Source organism: Clostridium sp. 1001271st1 H5, from assembly GCF_005845215.1.
Lineage (GTDB): Bacteria > Bacillota > Clostridia > Lachnospirales > Lachnospiraceae > Enterocloster.
The window spans coordinates 35,750-56,463 of sequence record NZ_SPHO01000021.1 but is presented as its reverse complement, the minus strand read 5'-3'; the positions used below and the strand labels follow the sequence as shown (position 1 = coordinate 56,463).

The window sequence follows — 20,714 nt, the reverse complement described above, 5'->3', positions numbered from 1 at the left end:
ATACGTTATCCTCCAATAGCAATCATGTTATGCGCTTCTGTTATCTGCCCCGGCCGTTCAAAGCAATGGGCCGCCGGTTTGCACAATATGGCCTGTTCCATGGCCTTTCTCAGTTTCCCCTGAAGTTCCTGGTTCGACGGACAGCCTGCATAGGGCCAGCGGTAATGCCCCTCCTCTTGCGGCCGTTCCTGTCCTTTTCTCAGAATCCGCCTTAAATCCGCTCCGTCCTCATAGCACAGACAGGGTTTCAGATAACCCTGGGAGGTCAGGCGCACCCGGTTGCAGTCACTGCAGAATTTCCCGTGAATCGCGCTGATTAGTCCAATGCTGCCCTTAAATCCCGGTATCCGGTAGTAGACAGCCGGTCCGAAACCATGGACCTGGTCATCCTCCTCCATGCGTGGATATGCTTTCACCATCTCCTCCAGCAGTTCCCGGTGGTTGATGGTCTTAAAATTCTTGCCGTATCCAATGGGCATCATCTCAATGAACCGCACATCCACCGGATACTCCCTTGCCAGCTCCACCATCTGCTGCCAGCCATCCTGATTTCCGGCCGGACATTCCCCGCAGTCCTCCTCCATCTGGCTGAAATCAATGGATACCGCATTGATTTTAACAGATATGGGCATGGCGCTGGCCCGCCTGACGGACTCCATCACAGTGCCCAGGGCATCGGTCCCCGTTATTCTCTGATACAGGTCCCTGTCCAGGGTATCCAGGCTTATGTTGATGCCGTCTATCCCGGCCTCCGCCAAATCATCCAGATAACGCTCCAGCAGCACGCCGTTGGTGGTTATGGTTACCTTCTCAATCCCCGGAGTGCTTTTAAGCTGCTTTACCAGCTGGCAGCAGTCTCTTCTGACCAGAGGTTCTCCTCCCGTCACCTTAATATGGCGTATGCCGAGACCGGCTGCGCAGATAGCCACGGCCTGAATCTCCTCCAGGGTCAGGATATCCCATCTGGGCACGCACTCCACACCATAGGGCATACAGTACCTGCAGCGCAGGTTGCACCTGTCCGTAATGGATATCCTCATATAGTCAATGGTTCTTCCCAATGCATCCTTCATATTGCTCATCCCCTGTTCCGGGCACATCTGGGGTTATGGAATTCCCCGCTCTTGCCTCCGCTCTTATGTTCCAGGTAAATGTCACCGATTTCCATGGCCTTATCCACAGCCTTGCACATGTCATAGACGGTCAGCAGCGCCACGGACACCCCGGTCAGGGCTTCCATCTCCACTCCTGTTTTTCCCGTGGTCCTGGCCGTACAGACTGCCTCAATCTCATTTGTCTCTTTCTTAATGGTAAAATCCACGGTGAGCTTGGTAAGGTTCAGTATATGGCACAGCGGAATCAGCTCAGAGGTTTTTTTGGCTCCCATAATGCCTGCCACCCTGGCAACGCCCAGCACATCTCCTTTTGCCATGGTTCCCTGGGCCACTTTTTCCAGGCACTCCGGGCTCATGAAAATACTGCCCCTGGCCACTGCCTCCCGTTTTGTCTCCGCCTTATCCCCCACATCCACCATAAGGGCATTTCCCTGGTCGTCAAAATGTGTAAATTCCATGTCTGTTTCCTTTCAACCCCTTTGTTACAGTCCCTTGCCGAATCCGCAGTTCGGGAAGGTGCATTCCGGACAGTTAAGGCAGAGCCCGCCCTGGCCCAGCGCAGCCAGGTCATCCGCCGTCACCTGGTCGTCTGCCATGATTCTGGGAAGAACCAGGTCAAATATGGTGCGCTTTGCATACATGACACAGCCCGGAAGTCCCATAATGGCAACGGTACGGGGATTCTCCCCATCCCTGACCTGGTAATAGGCCAGCAGGAACATGGCTCCCGGAAGCACCGGTGCGCCGTAGGATACAACGCGGGCTCCTGTGTTCCGGATGGCAAGGGGTGTCTTGTCGTCCGGGTCCACACTCATACCGCCTGTACAGACCACCACATCCGCGCCCTTTTCTATCATGTCCAGGATACTGGCCGTCACCTTGGTATCGTCGTCGTTCCATGTCACATGGTCTATGACCTCTGTGTCAAACTCTGAAAGCTTCCCCTCTATCACAGGGGTGAAGGTATCCTTGATACGTCCGTAAAACACTTCGTTGCCCGTTGTAACAATGCCCACCTTCTTATGTAAAAATGGCTTCAGCTCCAGTATGGGACATCCCCCTGTTGCCTGCGCAGCCGCCGTTCTGGCTGCCTCCATCTTTTCTTTCTCAATCACCAGAGGGATGATTCTGGTCCCGGCCAGCTTGTCCCCCTTCTTCACTGCAAAGTTGCCGTGACGGGTGGCTATCATCATCTGTCCGAATCCGTTTACCGCCTTAAGCCCCCGGTTGTCCACCTTCAGCAATCCGTCGCATGCAGCTGTCAGTTCAATCTTGCCTTCCTTTGCCTGGGAACGCTCCATATGCTGTCCTCTGCACATATCACAGAGAATCTCAGCAGCGTCATTTTCATGAAGCATTCCTTCTTCCTTCTCCCACACATAGAGCTGGTCCTTGCCCACGCTTAAGAGGACCGGGATATCTTCTCTGGTGACCACATGGCCCTTGCGGAATACCGCATCCTTTGTCACTCCCTTGATGATTTGTGTGATATCGTGGCACAGCACGGTGCCTTCCGCATCCACTGTCTGTATCAGTTTCATTCTGTTTAACCTCCGCCCGTTATTTATATTTTCAAATAACGCATTACATATAGAATAACACCTGCTTTTGATTTTGTAAAGACACATACACTACAAATGCGAATTTATTGTAACAGTCCGGACCGCGGGAAAACAGGTGCGGATGCAGGCATTCAGAGGAAAATGGCCAGGTGTTCCATTGCTGCGGCACACCTGACCATTTCCATTTTATTCCCTATGAGGTCATTCCTATGGATATACGGAAATGTATCATTTTAGAGCCCTGTTTCTGCACCTGGCTGTAATCATTCCAGTATCTGAGATTCATATAATCCTGGGGCGTATCCGCATCCAGGTAGATTCCGGGGTCCTCCACCTCCACTTCCGTGATTGGCACCCCCAGGTTCTCCATGGCTCCCTTAAGACCTCCGCCCCCCTGATAGGCGCAGATATCCGGCGCCAGCCGTGAATCCACCATAACCGGGTGGCCCGGACGGCCGTCACAGACCGGGCGCACCAGGGCCCCCGGACATTCCATCACCTGCTTAAAGGTATACTGCCCAATCAGAGGGACATCCGCAGGCGTAATAAGGATTCTGCCGCACAAATCCGCGGCCCTTGATATGCCCAGTTTGACTGAATCAAACATCTGGCCGGAGGCATAATTTTCATTGCGCACAAACATGATATCCAGGGGCCACAGGTAATCCATCAGCTGGTCTGCTTTGTATCCGGCCACTATGATGACCGGAGATGCCCCTGCTATCTTAAGATTCTCAATGGCCCTGACAATCATGGTGCTGTCTCCCAGCTCCAGAAGGGGCTTAAACTCATGCATTCTGGATGACAGCCCTGCCGCCAGTATCACTGCTCCGGTTCTCTCCATGATACACCTCCTAATCAGGTCACAGCCCTGCCTTGGTCCCCGGTTCCTTCACAATTACCATGACTCCCTTTGCCAGGGCGGCCACTTCGCCGTCCCGGCTGATGGTGCCCTGGGCACGGATGGAGCGCCCCTTACCGAACTCTGTCACCCGGGCCTCGCACTCAATCCGCTCCCCCACATAGATTGGAGCCTTGTAATCCAGCTCCAGATGGGCCGTAACCACATCCAGGTCCGTATAGTAGAGGGCATGGGCCATAAGGTCATCCATAATGGAAGCCATGATGCCCCCATGAAGCATTCCTTCATATCCCACATAAGGCTTTTCCACGGTCCAGGCCGCCCTGGCCCAGCCTTCCCCTTCCGTAATGTCCAGGTGCAGTCCTATGGGATTCAGGGCGCCGCAGACAAAGCAGTTATCTGATTCCATCCTTCTCATATATTACCTCTTTTTTCTAAAAATGGTCTCCCAGGCGTCCCCATGTCTCGCAGAACAGTCCTGCGTCCATGAGAGCAGGCCCTCCCTCAGGTATAATGGGCGCGAAGCCCATGTGGTCCAATATCTGTGTCTGTATATCAATACCCGGGGCCACCTCGGCCAGCACCATGCCCTCCGGGGTTCTCTTAATCACACACCGCTCCGTGATGAACGTAACCCGGTTTCCCTTTGCCAGACACTGCTCCGCATTAAAGGAAAGCTGTGCGCAGGATTCCACGAACTTGTCGAAACGTCCCTCCTGGTCAATGCACATCTTACCGTCCTCAATATGGCATTTCAGCCCTCCGGCCGTAAAGGAGCCCACAAAGATGGAATGTTTTGCATTGGCGGATATATTGGGGAACCCGCCCACTCCGGCTATCTTTCCATTGAGGAAGGTGGTGTTCACATTGCCGTCCCTGTCCACCTCGCTGAGGCCGAACACAGCCACATCCAGACCGCCCTGGTCAAAGAAACTGAAATGGTCTGTCTGGGGATACATTGCCACCGGATTGAAATGGGCACCGAAATCGCCTCCCGGCGCAGGGATTCCTCCTATGAGGCCGGACTCTGATATGAGGGTCACCTGTGAATCCACGCCCTCCTCCATGAGCACATTGGGAACCAGCCCGGGCATTCCGATACCCAGATTACACTTGTCCCCTGCATGGATTTCCATGGCAGTGCGCCTTGTAAACACCTTCTTGTCATCCAGTGGCAACGGGGCAGAGCTGTTCTTCATGGGGATGCGGATTTCTCCGGTAAAAGCAGGATTAAAATGAGTGATGTGGGTCTGCATAATGCGCTCCGGATGCTCTGCAACGCATACATAATCCACCAGAATCCCCGGCACCTTCACATTCCTGGGGTCCAGGGTCCCTGTGGCGGCCACCCGTTCCACCTGTGCAATGACAATGGCTCCCGCTGCCTTGGCAGCCATTGCCAGGTCCAGGGGTTCACAGGGCATGCATTCCTTTTCATAGGTCAGATTGCCGTCCTCATCCGCCGTAGTGGCCCGCAGCAGGGCTATTGTCAGCTTTGGCAATGTATAAAACAGATACTCTTCCCCAAGGAAATCAGGAATGTATGTAACAATCTGCTTACCTTCCTTTTTTGTCTTCTCGTTAATCATGGCCCCGTCGTATCTGGGGTCCATGAAGGTGCCCAGTCCCACCTTTGTCATAAGGCCCGGGAATCCGCGTCCCATCTCCCTCCAAATCTGTCCCACCACTCCCAGAGGAATGTTGTAGGCCAGAATCTTATTGTCCACTATCTGCTTTGTCACCTTAAAGGAACATCCCACATGACCGTGTATGCTGCAGGAAAGCAGTCCGTCATGGGCCAGGGCGCACTCTCCCCGGCAGGTCTTTCCGTCCTCGGACATCCGTCCGAAATCCCCCTGGCCGGCCCCATGGATATGGGTGATGTCCGATGGGTGCCCTGTTTCCATGAACCGTTGCTCAATTGCCAGCCCTATTTCCTCAGGCCAGCCTGTCATTCCCTGTACTGCCGAGCCAATCACCGCGCCGTCCTGAACCAGCTCTGCAGCCTCTTTAACTGTTATGATTTTTGCCATTTATCCATACCGTCCTTTCCCGTCTCCATGGGCATCCGCCCTTCTTCGCCCGCTTTCATATCCGTCCGTTCCGGCCCGCCTGGTTCCGCATCCGTCCGCTTCGGCGCCCTTTCCTCCAGATGCTCCCTGGCAAGGCTCCGCAGACGTCCTTTTAATATTTTCCCGGTAGCTGTTACCGGGAAATGGTCTGTCAGTTCTATCTCCTGCGGAATCTTAATGGTGGCGATTCTACCCCTGCACCAGTCCCTCAGGCCCTCCTTTGTAATCACAGTCCCTTCCTTTAGACGGATAAAGGCGTATACCAGCTCGCCGTACTGTTCATCCGGCGCCCCCACACAGCCACTTCCTCCACAGGTTCATAATTCCGTATAAAATCTTCTATTTCCTTGGGGCTTATGTTTTCCCCGCCCCGTATGATTAAATCCTTGCACCTTCCCTTCAGGGTCAGAAGCCCGTCCTCCGACAGGGCACCAATGTCTCCTGTGTGAAGCCAGCCCTCCCGGTCCACTGCTTTGGCTGTTTCCTCCGGATTGTTGTAATATCCCTTCATCACGCCGTAGCCCCTGATGCACAGTTCACCGGTCTGCCCAGGCCCCAGCACCCGGCCCGTGGTTAAATCCCGTATCTGCCCCGCAACCCCCGGCCACAGCCTGCCCACAGTGGAAACCGTCACCTCCGGGCTGTCGTCCATGGTTGTGCTGCTGATTCCCGGTCCGGCCTCTGTCATGCCGTACATGACCACCGCGGCTTTTGCCCCTATAACATGTTTCATGTCCCTCAAGGTATATTCCGGACAGGGCGCTCCGGCCGTAACGCACAGGCGCAGGCATAAATTCTTACTGCCCGCTTTTCCCTCCCTCATCTCCCTGATGAGGCGGATATAGACCGTTGGTACGCTGCACAGTACGGTGCACCGTTCCTTCCTCAGCATGTCCAGCAGACAGATTCTGTCCGTCTTCTCATAACAGACCAGGGCTGCACCTGCCATCATGGCGCTGAGCACCGAGCCCACGCATCCAAAGGAGTGGAACATGGGAGGCGTCATGCACAGGCGGTCCTCTTTCTCCAGTCCCAGATACTGTACATGGCTCCATGCATTTTCCAGGACCTGGCAGTGGCACAGCACCACTCCCTTGGGCACGCCGCTGGTACCAGAGGTATGGATGATGGTGGCGTCGTCAAAGGGACTGATTTCCCTCATCCTCTCCTCCAAAATCACGTCATCCATCCGCATTCCCTGTTCCATCAGCGCCTCAAACTGCCAGGCGCAGCTTCTGGGTCTTAGCGGGTCCGTGACAACTATATGGCGCAGCCTGGGCAGGCGGGGCACATAGAGCCTTCCAGGAACCGCTGTTTTAAGCTCCGGGCTGATTTGGTAAAATATGTCCATGTGCTCCCGGTTTTTGATTCCCTGCTTCAGTATGACCGCCTTCACATCCGTCCGGTGGAGCAGACATTCCAGCATGTCCCTTTTTTCGTGAATATTCAGGTTTACTATCACTGCCCCGGTTTTTTCAATCGCTATTTTTGTGATTACATTTTCCCAGCAGTTATCCATGATGACCGCCACATGGTCCCCTTTGCAGATACCTATGTGAATCAGCCCCTTGGCCAGACTGTCGCTGCGCTTTTTGACCTCCCGGAAGGTAAGGCGCACATCTGCCAGGCTGTCAACCACAGCCTCCCTGTCAGGAAAGCGCTGCGCCTGTATATCTGCCAGCTCACCCAGGGTCAGGTGAATGTACCGGTTGAGACAGACATGATACGCCGCGCCTTCCCACTCGGTTTCCAAACCCTCCCGGCCGGATATTCCGGGCTGGTTCCTGCACATCTGCGAAAGCATTTCCCCGAAAGCCTCTGAACCGGACATGGTCCCCTCAAAAGCCAGCAGGCGGCCAGCCCTGTCAAAGAGAAAGGAGGCGTCCCCGGGACCATTCTCACCCCTGCAAACCACTGCTTGTATTCTTCTCTTTCCGTCAATCAGGTCTTCCATCGAACCTTCCCCTATCTCTGTGCCCGTTTATTGATAGCTGTCAGAACAAACAATATAATCAGCGCCACCACGCCCATTGCGCCCACTGCCATCAGCGGCACGCCGTATGAACCGGTGCTGTCGTAGAGACTGTTGGCCAGAATCGGCCCTATGTAACCGCCAAGCGCAAATCCGATAAACATAATGCCGTAATTGACCCCGTTATACCTGATTCCGAAGGCATCGGCCGTCAGGGCCGGATATACGCCCATGCTTCCGCCGTAGCACATGGCAATCAGCATGGCAAATGCAAGGAACAGGACCAGTGAACCGCTGTCCGTACAAGCGGACAGGGCAAAACCGCTTACCGCCACAATGACGGCCATGATGCTGAGGGCCGGATATCTTCCCACCTTATCGGAAACCCATCCCCAGAGCACCCTGCCTCCCGTGTTGGCCAGGCCAATGATGCTGACCGCGGTTGCTGCAACTGCCGCGTCCACCCCGGCTATGGCCTGGGCCATGGGCGAGCCCTGGCTCACCACCATAAGTCCTCCTGTGGCAAATATGGTAAATGCAATAATCATCAGATAAAACCTTCCGTCAGCCAGCATCAGCTTCCAGTTCTTTCCGTCAGCCGCTAAAGAGGAACTGTTTTTGGCCGCCGGCGGCGCCCACCCCTTTGGCAGCCATCCCTCGGGAGGTTCGGTGATAAAACAGGCGGCTATGATTATCATTACCCCAAACAGGATTCCCAGCACCCGGAAGGTAAACATAACGCCGCCGGAAGCAATCAGCGACTGCATGATTGGCGGGAAAATAATGCTGCCAGCCCCGTAGGCAGCCGTGGAAATACCTGCAATCAATCCCCGCTTGTCCGGGAAAAACCGCACCGTGTTTCCAATGGTAATGCCGTAGGCAAAGGCGATGCCAAAGCCGCAGAGAAGTCCGTATGTCACGTACAGCATGGTAAGGCTGTGGATGAAGCTGGTGCAAATCAGTCCTGCGCTGAACAGGATTCCCCCCAGCCATACCACGTTCCTTGGCCCCTTAAGCTTCTTTTGAAGCCCATTTCCCGCAATCATGGGAATCGGCGCAACGCCGCTGCAGATTGTAAAGGCCAAAGCCAGCTGTGACTTCTGTACCTCTGCCCCGAATATCACTGCCCCCTCATTAAACAGCCCTGTCTGGTAAACACTCCATGCAAACCCCGTACCAATACATATATTAACAATAACACTGGCAATCAGAACCGCCCACCTTTTTTTCATCAAATCCATAAAATACCTTCTTCCTTGTACTTAAAAGACCTGCCATTATTTGTTATTTTTTTAACATTTTCAAGAAAAACGTATTTACGGCTTCACCCCGCCGGAGCGTATCTGAAAACACACCCCGGGAAGGCGAAACCATAAATATACAGTCATTGATGCAGCGGGCTGTTATGCCTGGATAGCCCCCATGTCCATAATCATCTTCTTTATAAGAGCCCTTACCTCCTGAATCTTATATGTATTGTTGGCCATGGCCGTGGTCCCCTCCACTGCCAGGTCCGCGGCGGATTCCGCCATGCCTTCCTCCGGCTTTCTGCCGGTCAGGAATGCTTCCACCTTTTTCCGTTCCATGGGCACCGGGGCCACGCCGCCCAGAACGATTCTCGCATCCTCTATAACGCCGTCCTTCATCCTGTAAGCATAAGCCAGGCTGACAATGGCAAAATCCACTGCCTCACGCACCCTGAATTTGTCATAGGCCGTGGTATAGCCTTCCGGAATCTTAAACCGGACAGCTGTCACCAGTTCGTCCGCATCCAGCATATCCACTGCTTTCAGATGGGTGGTGAAAAAGTCAGCCGCCCTCACTGTTTTCTTTGTGGTCACAATCTGGGCGTCCAGCAGGATAAGCACCGGGGATATGTCTGAAGCATTGACGGAGTAGCATCCGCAGTTCATGCATCTTCCTGCCTCCCTGGCTGCCTCCTCTCCGGTCAGCGTGAAGCTGTCCTCCTTATCCAGAGCCCGTTCCTGGGCTGACAGCTCCTTATCCTTTACCGCATGCTCTTCCTTTACGCCTGCAGCGTCAAAGTGGATAAACTTCTCCTCCCTGCGGCGCTCCGGCATGATGCCGTAGCCTTTGTTAATGGCTTCCGCGGCATTGCGCCCGGAACGGACTGCCTGGATAACGGTTGCCGGTCCTGTGGTGGCGTCGCCTCCTGCATAGACCCCGGTCTTGCTTGTGGCCTGCGTATCCTTGTCCACCTGAATCAGTCCGCGCTCCAGGGCAAGACCGTATTTATCTCCCAGGAAACTTAAGTCCACCTTCTGTCCCGCCGCCATCAGAATGGAATCCGCCGATACAATCAGTGTCTCCTCCCTGTTGTACTGGGGGTTAAAATGTCCCTGCTCATCCTTCACAGAGGTGCAGCGCATAAGTTCCATACCGGTAACCTTATCGCCTTCGTAGATTGCCCTTGACACGCCGTAGGACGGCATGATTTCAATGCCTTCCTCCCTGGCCCTTGCAATCTCTTCCCTGCTGGCCGGCATCTCAGGCTCGGATTCCAGACAAGCCAGCGTAACGCTCTCCGCGCCCAGGCGCCTGGCGGTAATGGCCACATCCATTGCCACGTTTCCGCCTCCCACCACCAGAACATGGCGGCGGTCCTTTTTGTTCATCCACTGGTTGACTTCCATCAGGAACTGAAGTCCGAACTCCGTAAACTCCTCGCCGTCAAATCCCAGCACAGGGCGTTTCCATGCGCCGGTTGCATAGAACACATTGTCATACTGCTGTTCCAGTTCCCCGGCCTGCACATCCTCACCCAGACAGCACCCCAGACGGAAATGGATACCCATCTTCTCATAGGCCGCAGCCACCTGTTTCACATAGGACTTGGGCAGTCTGTAGTTGGGAATGGCATAGGTCAGCATGCCGCCCGGTTCCTCCATCTTGTCGAAGACCGTCACGTCATGGCCCGCCTTCCTCAGGTAATAGGCGGCGCTTAAGCCTGCCGGGCCTGCTCCCACAAGAGCCACCTTATGGCCTGTCTCGGTTTCCGGCGCCCTGTAGAACAAATCCGCGTGCTCCAGTATATAATCCCCCACATAGCGCTCCACGCCATGAATGGATACGCTCTCGTCAAAGTCGCAGCGGTTGCACTGCTCCTGGCAGGTATGCGCGCAGACCCTGGATGTAATCATGGGGATGGGATTGGCTTCCATCAGGATGCGGGCGGCTCCCTCTGTATCCCCCTCCCGCAGCCGGTCCATATAGGCGGGTATGTCCGTATTGGCCGGACACTTAACAGAGCACGGGGTGGTGTGGACCTTCATGCCGCCGAATATGGAATGGTAGCGGTTATCCCCCATGACTGCATAGCATTCGTTTCCGCCTTTTCTCATACAGTCCATCCTGCCGCCGATGCCGTGGGGATAGCGGTAAAACCAGCAGCGCACATCCTGGCATATATTGCCTCCGATGGTGGCCACATTGCGAATCAGCGGTGTTGCCACGGAACGGGCTGCCTGTGAAAGGACAGGCGCCTTTTCATTCAGAAGGTCCGACTTCACGATGTCGCAGAGCTTTGTCAGGGCGCCGATTTCAATCATATCCCCGTCCTGCTTTATGTATTCCCCGCCTTCAACGGTCTTAAGGTCAACCACCTTTTCCGGGTACTCCTCCAGAATCTGTTCCTTCAATACTCCAACCAGGTCGGAACCTCCGGCCATTACTACGGTTTTCCCTTTTGGGGACTCTTTTAATAAGGAGACTGCCTCATCAAAGGTGGCAGCGCTCTCATGTTCAAAATATTTCACAGTGAATCCTCCCCTCTTATGCTTTGCCTAACGCCTTAAGTATAACTGCCGGAGTTGCCGGATAATCCTTGATGTCCACGCCGATTGCATTGGATATGGCCATCAGCACCGCGCTTGCTCCTGCCGCACCGGAAATCTCGCCAATTCCCAGGGCCTTAAACATGAAGGAATCAATCTGGGATTCCATGATATAGGCGTCATATGGCGGGAATTCATTGAATGTCCTCCACTTATAATCAATGAGGCTGGAGGTTAAAAGCCTTCCTGTGGACGGGTCCAGGATACACTCCTCAAATATGGCTGTATCGATACAGGCTGAGCCGAAGCCTCCGTGCAGCTGCATCTCCACTGCCTTGGAATCAATAATCTGGCCGATGTCCGTACCTCCGGCCACCTTCACCAGCTTGGTATTGCCTGTTTCCAGGTCCACCTCTGCCTCCACGAATATGGCCATGCAGCTGGGGATATTGAACATTTCCATGTGCTTTCCATATCCCACAATGCTGAGCTCCTTGGGAGCCAGCTTAAACATAGGCACCACCAATTCCGGGTTATCCCGCACATAGACCATAAAGTCCTTTGTGTCCAGCTGGTCCACGGAACGCTTAAAGTAGAGGGCGCCCAGCTCCAGAGCTTTTTTCTTTGCCTCCATGGCTGCCAGGGATACTGCCTTGCCTGTGGTGATGGTACCTCTGGAACCGCACAGACCGTAGTTGGACGGATTGAACTTGGAGCCTGGCTCCGTGATGGACACCTTTTCCACGGGTACGTTAAGAACCTCGGCCACAATCTTACACGCATTGCTTCTGGTTCCCATGCCGGACTCCGTGATATCGCACTCAATAATGGCTGTGGACGCCCTGCGGCTTCCAACCAAATCCGGAACAATCCTGACAATGGCCTCCGTGTTGTCCTCGCTGATGTCGGCATTTCCGATTACGCCCATGCCGATTCCCCTGGCCTTTGTGCCGTTGACGCATGTGGGCACATTCCAGCCCTTCCATTTATCGGCCCAGCCAAAGCGGTCCGCCGCATTCTGCATTGCTTCCGGGAAGAACAGGGAGGAACGGCTCTGCCACCACCGTCCGTCCCGCCAGATGAACCGGTCCCCGGGCGCAATATAATTTTTCTTGAACACATCCAGGGGGTCAAAATTGCCCTTCTTCATCACGGCGCACATCAGACGCTCCAGACAGCTGTTCAGCTCCTGGCCGCCGTAGCCTCGTACAATACCTGCCGCCTGCTTGTTGGTCACTGCAATATGGCTGTCCATATACCAGTTGGGACATTTGGCGCACACCAGCTGCGCCTCGCCAAGGCCCACGCCCACCTGGCCCTGTACGGAGTCTGCTATGGCTCCCGTATCCACCAGCCAGTCGCCTTCCACGGCCCTTACATAGCCCTCCTTGTCCATTCCCACCTTAGCGGTAATGGTGCTGCCCAGACGCACCTCGTAGGCCATGAGCTGCTCCGCCTTTGTGAGCACGATTTTTACCGGCTGCTTGGTAACCAGGGACAGCATGGAGGCAGAGAGCACGGTTGTCATAAGGGACTGCTTGTTGCCGTAGCTGCCTCCCACGTTAAAGGTCTTTACGCTCAGGTTGGAATTGGGAATTCTTCCCTCGCCCATGAGCTTAAGGATATGGGAGCTCTGGGATGAAGCCCATATGGTATATTCATTCCCGCCCTCGTATTTGGCGATGCAGGACGGGGTTTCCGGGGCCAGAGGGGAGGGCATCTTGTCAAATGCCACCTTATCTTCCGCCACATAGGCGGCTTCCTCGAATCCCTTTTCCACATCCCCTCGGATAATCTGCCACCAGGGACCGTCGGGCTGGAAATACTTGATACCGTTGTCCACATGGTTCCCTTTAAACCTGGGATATATCTCCACCGCCCCTTCCTTCAGGGCGTCCTCAGCCGTATACACGGCTTCCAGCTGTTGGTATTCCACGTCGATAAGGTCTATGGCCTCCTCTGCAATCTCCACTGTGTCGGCTGCAATCAGGGCCACCAAATCTCCTACATAGTAAACCTTGTCCTCCATCAGAAGCCTGTGCACAGGAAGGCCCAGCCCCCACCGCTCCGGCATGTTCTTATGGGTAATGACAGCCCTTACACCCGGCAGGGCTTCTGCCCTGGATGTGTCGATGGAAAGGATTCTGGCATGGGGATAAGGACTTCTCTTTGTCTTTCCGTACAGCATGTGAGGCACTGAAAAATCATCCAGGAAAATAGCCTTTCCCGTCACAATGTCCTTTGCGTCTTTTCTGGGTGTGTACTTGCCCACATGGCGGTAATTGGGCTGTTTGATATCGCGATATTCAAGCTTGCTCATTCTTCAATACCCTCCTTCTAATCCAATGAATGGTCGCTGTTTGTACCATTGGCATAGGGACTTAAGAACAGTTCCTGGCGTACCGGAATGGGATTTTCCACATCATCATTGGCCCTGTGCATCACGGCCAGATGGTCTTCCTCGTTCCCCGCCACCCTGTTAATGGCCCGCAGTACCGTGTAATGACTGATACAGCGGCAGTAATTGCCTGACATGGCTTCCTTGATTTCATCTCCCGTGGGATGGGGATTATCCAGCAGCAGGGCCTTGGCAGCCATGATGATTCCCGGCGTGCAGTAACCGCACTGAAATGCGTACTCGTCAATGAACGCCTGCTGCAGCGGGTCCAGTCCCTTCTCAGGGTCCTCCAGTCCTTCTATGGTAACAATGTCCTTTCCGTCGCAATCCACGGTCAGCAGCATACAGGACGTGACCCCCTTTCCGTCCATGAGCACGGTGCAGCACCCGCAGGCCCCCTCACTGCATGACTCCTTGGAGCCGGTCAGCTGGAGCCTCTTTCGCAGGGTCTGGGATAGTGTCTCTGAGGGGGGAACCTGTCCGAATCCGTCCCCGATTGAGAAACGATATTCCCTCCCGTTTACCGTCAGAGTAACATACTGTTTCTTCATAACGTTTCCTTGCCTCCTTATCTGGATTAAGTGAATGGGATATATTTGTTAAGATTGTGCTAATCTAGGTCGGTCGTTTGATTTATTTTTATCACAATGAGACACTTTTGTCAATGATATATAAATATCAATTTATTTATTTGTGCATTTTTTATATATCAGGACCTAAAATAACCCTTCGAGGTTGTGCACAATGCACCTCAAAGGGTTATTCTCGTTTGTGAATATCGTCCAAGTACCATTTTGGCCTTATACTCTATTTTCCCCAGAATCCGCCAAAAACCGGGATGCCGTCATATAGTCAGATGGGGCGGAAACAGCTCCGGCTTCGTCAGCCGCTCTACAATGGCCATACAATTTCCTTTTATCTCCTCACGTATCCAGAAGGGCACGGGCTCCCCCTCCAGGGGTTCCGGAATCAGGTCCTCTATGAATCCGCGGTGCTCGCCAAAGGATATGATGGAGCCGTTGATATGTCTGCTGGCTATGACTGCCTGGGCCGTGGAAACAGGGGCAACGGTCTGAATCAGCTCTGCCATCACCCGTTCCTGCCGGTCAAAGGCAGCAGCCGACAAAGGCCTCATATCCCCGGGGCCGTTGTTCTCCCAGTATATCAGGGCAAGGGTGGTCTTATACTGGGGCGCAAAGGCCACCTCTATCTGAAGGTCTATCAGTTTTTCAAGAAATTCATAGGCCTTCCCGGGCGTCATGGCGTTCTGCTCAAAGGTTCCCTCAATCTCCATGTAGGACGCCTCATAATAGCTCTTTACCTTTTCCAGCATATATTCCAGGCATGCCACGTAAAGCCTCTCCTTGTTGGAAAAATGAAATGCAATGGCCGACAGGTTTACCTCTGCCTCCGAAGCAATCATCCTGGTGGATGTGGCTGCATATCCATACTGTGAAAAAAGCTTAATACCAGCTTTAATCAGTTTGGTCTTGGTTGAATTATTTCCTTCCATGTGACTTCATCTCCTTATGCTCAGCCGGCAGCCCATTCCCGTATCCGGACCTTCATGCCCACAGACGCCTGGGGACTGGCTCTAAAAGCATCCGCTGCCTTTAGGCCTCCCAGGGCTGTTTCCAGGCAATGTCTGACTGCCTGAGCCTGATTATATTGAAGTCTATGGTTCTCTCTGGCCTGGGGAGTGGTGCATTTGGGCGCGCTCTGCCGGAAACGTTGGTCGATATCCACCATCCTGTCCTCCAGCATCATCTTATCCGCCAGGAACAAAAGGGAGCTCTCCGTCAGTCTGCACTCTTCCCCGCCCTCCAGCCTGTGATGGCTCTTGATGATTCTGGCCATCACCGGGTATCCTTCCTTTCGCAGGACCTCAGCCCCTGCCCTTGCATGGTCCGGCTGAAGACGCGCAATATCGTGAAGCAGCCCGGCTGTCCTCAGAAGCTCCGGGTCTATGTCATAACCCAGCGCTCCCAGCCTGACAGCCCACTGATGTGCCAGCCTTGCCACGGCAGCCTCATGAAGCCGGATATGCTCCGGAACACCGTAACGGTCCGACAGTCTGCGGCAGATGCCGTGGTCAGGATAGAGAAGGGGCTTTACCCCGGTCTGCTCATAAAATCCCCTGAAACCGCCGTCCCCGTCAACCAGAATCCGGCTGATACCCCCGTATGGCTGGGGAACTTCCAGCACACGGTTAATATCCCAGCCCAGAATACCGCACAGCAGGCCGCGGCTCACGCCGCAGTGGGTCACCACAGCCACATCCCCCCGGGTCTTTTCCAGAATGCGGTTCAGGGCAGCTTCAAGCCGTTTTCCTCCCTGGGCAAAGGATTCTCCTCCCGGAGGCGGAACCGTGCCCATGGAACGTCCCCTCTCTTCATAGAGTTCAGGATACCGGCTGCGGATTTCAGTAAAATCCATATTCTCCCATTCACCTGCGTCCAGCTCCACCAGTCCCTGGTCCTGCCGAACCTTCTGATGCTCTCCGGCAATGTACTCCGCCGTTTCCATGCACCTGGAAAGAGGGCTTGCATAAACAGCCTCCACAGGACGGCTTCTGAACCAGTCAGCCAGCTCCATACTCTCCTTCCTGCCTCTGATGCTCAGTGCAACATCTGTGTGTCCAAGACATCTGCTTACATGTCCGGTGCGTTCCGGTTCCCCATGCCTTATCAGGTATATCGTCCTCATATGCCACCTCGTTTCCATGCATTGCCGATACCGAATAGGTCGTCCGACCTAGTTTATAGTTCCAGTGTAACACAGAAGCATTTAAATTACAATATGAGGCAGCCAGAAAGGCCATATTCTTCAAACAGCGTTATTTAATCCCATAAACAACGTTGATTTGAGTATACCACATACGGCGGATGGCTGTAAATATAAAGCGCCTCAATGCCTCTTACATTTTCTTCGGCTTATTTCCTGTTTGCAAACCCAGCGGAGCAGCTCCCTGTACTCTTCCTTTGTGTCCACATCCAGGTATATACTCTCATCTCCGGCTTCCAGGTCCTCCACAGGCACGCCGGATGCTTCAATGGCCCCCTTAAGTCCCTGGTCCCCGGTGTAGGTGCAGATGCGCCTGGCAATCTGCCCGTCCAGGCATATGGGATGCCCCGGTTCACCGTCATGGACCGTGCGCACAATCTGCCCGGAAGCCTCCATCACCCGCTTTATGGTATCATCCGTTATGGCCGGAAGGTCCATGGGCATGACCATGATTCGGTCACACCCTTCCAGTGCAGCCTGAATTCCCAGCTTCACGGAATCAAACATCTGTGTGTAACGGTATCCGGTATTCCTGACAAAACAGGCGCCCGTGCCTTTCAGGTGGTCCTCCAGCTCTTCTGCCCTGTAGCCTGTGACCACGATGACCGGGTCCGCCCCCAGCCTCCTGAGCATGGACGTGATATGAAATGCTATGGTAGAGTCCCCAAAGGGCAGCAGGGGTTTGAAATCCCCCATGCGCGAGGACAGTCCTGCCGCTGCCAGGACAGCTCCTGTGTTCTTCATGATTCCCGCCTCTTTCCTGCAAAGACCGTCTTAATAAGTTGCCTTACAGGTATTATATCCGGCCGGAATACAGGATTCCAGTAGTGCAGGATACACCCTATGCATGTGCATCAAAAAACACGGAATCAGATTTTACTCCGGTTCCGTGTTTTTCATTCATTTTCCTACTGGCACATCCTCTCCTGGTGCCGTTTCAGTTTCTCCAGGCTGCGGATGCAGTAGTATCCGTTAATCTGCTCTATCAGCGCCATCTCCTTCAGCTCCTTAATGGCCCTGACCGCAGTTACCCGGTTAATGCCCAGCGGATTTGACAGGAGCTGCTGGCTTATCTTTTCTTTGATAAGTATTTTCCCGTCATAGGGAACCCCGTAATGCTCTGCAAATATAAGCAGCAGGTCGCAAATCTTCCAGCCGGCGTTGTGGAAATTGGTATGGCGCACCTGTTCCATGGCCGACAGAAACTTGGTGGATAGGGACTCCATAATATCCATGGAAAGCTGCGGGTCATGGGCAATGCCCTGCAGCAGCATCTCCCTGGTGATACAGACTAATTCAGAGGGCTGCACGGTCTTGAAATTCACAGCCGATTCCTGATTTAAGAGAAGGTTTCCTTCCAGCAGGACGGAATTGCTCTCATTGAAATTATAAATGCGCTCCTCGCCTGTAACCGTTGTCTCAAACGCCGCCACCCGTCCGGTCTTGACTATGTAGCAATAGTTGGGCATTGTACCTGCCTGCACCAGCATGTGGTTCTTTGGAAATACCTTTCTCTGTCCCAGCTTTTCCAGCCGTGATATTCCCCTGGGCAGATATAGAAGACGTGATACAAAATTAGCATGCGGCATCTGTACTGCGGTATTACACTCCTGACCCACCATATAACCACCCTCTCTTTTATGGCTTTTCACCATATGAATCCCCAAAAACGCCTGTGTCCTTTAACAAAATTATAACACTGTTAGTATTTTAACAACTAGTAGCTTATACTACATTATATCAAATTTTTACATGTGATGTAAGTGTCATATATATTGCAGCGGTAACTATCCACAGATTACGGTTCCGTGATACAATGTATGGGATGGGATTAACAGGACTGCATCATTATATGATAGGAGGATTGGAACTATATGGAAACTGTCATCATCCTGGGCGCGGGCCAGTTTGGCCGCGGCGCTGCCAGACTGCTGAATCAGGAAAACATGGCCCTTCTGGCCTTTGGGGATAATAACCCTGCACTGCACCGGCTGACCGAACCAGAACGGACAGAAAAAGGATTTCCAGCCAATATCCCAATTTTACCGGTAGAAAAAGCCCTCTTGCTGAAACCTGATTATGTCATTATCGGTGTGACGGACCCGCTGCGTTCCGGCCAGCTTAAGGAACAGGCCCTGGAATCAGGATATGAGGGCAGATTTCTGATGCTGAGCCAGCTTTACCGGTATTTTGACATACGAAGCGCCACCCTGAAACGGCTGGCTGAGCGGATTCATGGACAGGGCCTCCAGGGAAGCATAGCGGAACTGGGCGTCTTTAAGGGCGATACGGCCTGGAAGCTCAACGCCCTGTTTCCGCAGCAAAGGCTTTATTTATTTGATACATTCCAGGGATTTGACGCAAGGGATATAAAAGAAGAAAAAAATATGGGGTGTTCCTTTGCCAGGGAAGGGGAATTCTCTGACACCAGCGAGCAGGCAGTGCTGGGACGGCTCCCCTTTCCTGACCGGGCCGTCATGCGCAGGGGATATTTTCCGGATACAGCGGCAGGTCTGGAACAGGAGCGCTTTTCCCTGGTAAGCCTGGATGCCGACCTGTATGCTCCCATTCTGGCCGGCCTTATATTCTTCTACCCCCGTCTTGTACCCGGAGGCATGATTCTGCTCCACGATTACAACAATGAACGGTTCCGCGGAGCCGGGCAGGCTGTGGATGAATATGAAAAACAATACAGCCGCCTGTGCCTTGTTCCCTTATGCGACCTTCATGGCAGCGCGGTTATTGTAAAGCCCCGGGATTAGCAGAACCCTCCATTTTAAGTATGGCATATAACAGCTGGATGGCAGGCAGCAATTGTAATTTGGCATCACATGTGACCTGGGCTACTTGTGTCTGCTGCATTCCTGTCCTACAATGTCTGCAGACAGTATGATAAGGGAATAAGGGGGAGGGCTCATGAAGACAGTTGTTATTCTGGGCGCCGACAGTCTGGGAATGGCTGTGGCGGATATGCTAAATCCACATGAAATGAAGCTGGTCGGTCTGGGGGACACCAGGCCGGAGACCTGGAATGTATTTTCAGACCTGGAACAAGGGGAACTGAAGGAGGAAATAGAAGGAATGCCAATTATGCCGGTAGACCTGGCGGTTGCCCTTCAGCCGGACGTCCTGGTCATCGCCGCCACGGATGCCGAAAAAAGCCATGCCCTGGAATACATGGCCATCCGCGCCGGCTTCCTGAACGACATTGTATTTATCCGGAACCTGTATGAGCAGTTCTCTATCCGGTGCAGCGTCCTGCGCCGTCTGTGCCGGCGTCTCACCGGACTGGGGGTGGAGGGAAATGTGGCGGAGCTGGGTTGTTACCAAGGCGGCACCTCCTGGCAGCTCAACGTGCTGATGCCGGACCGGAAGCTGTATCTTTTTGACACCTTTGAGGGTTTCGATGAACGGGATGTTGCCAGGGAACGGGAACTGGGATGTTCCGACGCAATAGCGGGCCTGTATTCCGGGACAGACAGGGAAAAACTGATGGAACGGATGCCCCTGCCCGGACAGGTTGTCATCCGGAAGGGATGGTTTCCTGAAACCGCCTTTGACATTGAAGATGAAAAATTCTGCCTTGTCTGCATGGATGCCTGCCTGTACCAGCCCACTCTGGCCGGTCTGGAATTTTTCTTTCCCCGCATGGGCAGAGGCGGAGTCATCCTCCTGAGCGGATGCAGCGACACCCGGTACAGGGGCGTTGCAAAAGCAGTGGAGGACCTGGAAGCCAGATACGGCGCACTGCTTATGCTTCCGGTTGGGGACTTAGACGGCACAGTGATGATTGTACATCCGTAGGATGGGAAATCATAGAACAAACAATCAACTTCCGGATTCCGGACGTATGGAATCCGGGAACGGCAGCAGCCGCAGGCAAAAAAGCCAAACCATTACGTTCTCCTGCTGCGTGTCTTAAATTACTCTTAAACGGCACGCTCCGGCTTTCGCCCCGCGGTTTTGAGGATGGAAAAGGGCGCATAACTGCCCGCCGCCAAAAACGCATGCATCTGTATTGGGGAATACGCAAGCAGCGTACAGACAAGGAGGGATGGGAAAAAATAAATTCTTCGGGGCTGTAATCAAGCAGCCGGTACAACGCTGTCAGCCTGTGCAGCCGTACACCGGTTATCCAACCCTGGTTGTAGAGAA

The 20,714-nt window shown here is 53.7% G+C and carries 18 protein-coding genes; 2 read left to right on the top strand and 16 right to left on the bottom strand.

The genetic code is table 11. The annotated features are described in order from the left end of the window. Positions 1-5: 5 nt before the first annotated feature. The 16 genes from moaA to FGS84_RS24380 all read right to left on the bottom strand — a co-directional run bounded on the left by moaA (position 6) and on the right by FGS84_RS24380 (position 18,181). A complete protein-coding gene (gene moaA / locus FGS84_RS24450) occupies positions 6-1,073 on the bottom strand; it encodes a GTP 3',8-cyclase MoaA (protein WP_347563883.1) in 1,068 nt (355 codons plus the stop codon). 5 nt (positions 1,074-1,078) lie between these two features. Continuing rightward, positions 1,079-1,573, bottom strand: coding sequence for a cyclic pyranopterin monophosphate synthase MoaC (gene moaC / locus FGS84_RS24445; protein ID WP_138310903.1), 495 nt, complete (start codon positions 1,571-1,573; stop codon positions 1,079-1,081). A 24-nt stretch (positions 1,574-1,597) separates the two neighbouring features. Continuing rightward, positions 1,598-2,656 carry a molybdopterin-binding protein gene (locus tag FGS84_RS24440; protein ID WP_138310902.1) on the bottom strand — a complete coding sequence of 353 codons (1,059 nt, stop codon included), beginning with the start codon at positions 2,654-2,656 and terminating at the stop codon, positions 1,598-1,600. Between the two features lie 214 nt (positions 2,657-2,870). Continuing rightward, positions 2,871-3,521: a nucleotidyltransferase family protein gene (locus tag FGS84_RS24435; RefSeq protein ID WP_138310901.1), complete on the bottom strand. Its 651-nt coding sequence runs from the start codon at positions 3,519-3,521 to the stop codon at positions 2,871-2,873. Positions 3,522-3,540: 19 nt separating this feature from the next. Then, entirely contained in the window at positions 3,541-3,957 is a 417-nt protein-coding gene (locus FGS84_RS24430; RefSeq protein ID WP_138310900.1) for a PaaI family thioesterase, read from the bottom strand. A gap of 16 nt (positions 3,958-3,973) precedes the next feature. Beyond that, positions 3,974-5,572, bottom strand: coding sequence for a CoA-transferase (locus tag FGS84_RS24425; RefSeq protein WP_138310899.1), 1,599 nt, complete (start codon positions 5,570-5,572; stop codon positions 3,974-3,976). After that, positions 5,557-5,907, bottom strand: a complete 351-nt coding sequence (locus FGS84_RS31650; protein WP_243130066.1) for a hypothetical protein — start codon at positions 5,905-5,907, stop codon at positions 5,557-5,559. Before FGS84_RS31650 ends, FGS84_RS24425 begins: the two co-directional genes overlap by 16 nt. Next, entirely contained in the window at positions 5,853-7,565 is a 1,713-nt protein-coding gene (locus FGS84_RS24420) for an AMP-binding protein (protein WP_243130065.1), read from the bottom strand. Before FGS84_RS24420 ends, FGS84_RS31650 begins: the two co-directional genes overlap by 55 nt. Positions 7,566-7,576: 11 nt before the next feature. After that, complete coding sequence (locus tag FGS84_RS24415; protein ID WP_138310898.1) at positions 7,577-8,824, bottom strand: OFA family MFS transporter; 1,248 nt, start codon at positions 8,822-8,824, stop codon at positions 7,577-7,579. A 162-nt stretch (positions 8,825-8,986) separates the two neighbouring features. Then, positions 8,987-11,359 (bottom strand): FAD-dependent oxidoreductase, encoded by a 2,373-nt coding sequence (locus FGS84_RS24410; RefSeq protein ID WP_138310897.1) that lies wholly within the window; start codon positions 11,357-11,359, stop codon positions 8,987-8,989. 16 nt (positions 11,360-11,375) lie between these two features. Then, positions 11,376-13,697 (bottom strand): xanthine dehydrogenase family protein molybdopterin-binding subunit, encoded by a 2,322-nt coding sequence (locus FGS84_RS24405; protein WP_138310896.1) that lies wholly within the window; start codon positions 13,695-13,697, stop codon positions 11,376-11,378. 17 nt (positions 13,698-13,714) lie between these two features. Continuing rightward, complete coding sequence (locus FGS84_RS24400) at positions 13,715-14,326, bottom strand: (2Fe-2S)-binding protein (RefSeq protein WP_138310895.1); 612 nt, start codon at positions 14,324-14,326, stop codon at positions 13,715-13,717. A gap of 293 nt (positions 14,327-14,619) precedes the next feature. Continuing rightward, positions 14,620-15,288 carry a TetR family transcriptional regulator gene (locus tag FGS84_RS24395; RefSeq protein ID WP_138310894.1) on the bottom strand — a complete coding sequence of 223 codons (669 nt, stop codon included), beginning with the start codon at positions 15,286-15,288 and terminating at the stop codon, positions 14,620-14,622. Positions 15,289-15,308: 20 nt separating this feature from the next. Then, positions 15,309-16,481 (bottom strand): histidine phosphatase family protein, encoded by a 1,173-nt coding sequence (locus FGS84_RS24390; RefSeq protein ID WP_138310893.1) that lies wholly within the window; start codon positions 16,479-16,481, stop codon positions 15,309-15,311. Positions 16,482-16,682: 201 nt separating this feature from the next. Then, positions 16,683-17,303 (bottom strand): nucleotidyltransferase family protein, encoded by a 621-nt coding sequence (locus FGS84_RS24385; RefSeq protein ID WP_138310892.1) that lies wholly within the window; start codon positions 17,301-17,303, stop codon positions 16,683-16,685. Positions 17,304-17,467: 164 nt separating this feature from the next. After that, on the bottom strand, positions 17,468-18,181 hold the full coding sequence (locus FGS84_RS24380; RefSeq protein WP_138310891.1) for a Crp/Fnr family transcriptional regulator: 714 nt from the start codon (positions 18,179-18,181) through the stop codon (positions 17,468-17,470). 252 nt (positions 18,182-18,433) lie between these two features. Here FGS84_RS24380 and FGS84_RS24375 point away from each other — a divergent pair, with 252 nt between their 5' ends. After that, positions 18,434-19,321, top strand: coding sequence for a TylF/MycF/NovP-related O-methyltransferase (locus FGS84_RS24375; RefSeq protein ID WP_138310890.1), 888 nt, complete (start codon positions 18,434-18,436; stop codon positions 19,319-19,321). A gap of 154 nt (positions 19,322-19,475) precedes the next feature. Next, positions 19,476-20,363: a TylF/MycF/NovP-related O-methyltransferase gene (locus FGS84_RS24370; RefSeq protein WP_138310889.1), complete on the top strand. Its 888-nt coding sequence runs from the start codon at positions 19,476-19,478 to the stop codon at positions 20,361-20,363. Positions 20,364-20,714 lie beyond the last annotated feature (351 nt).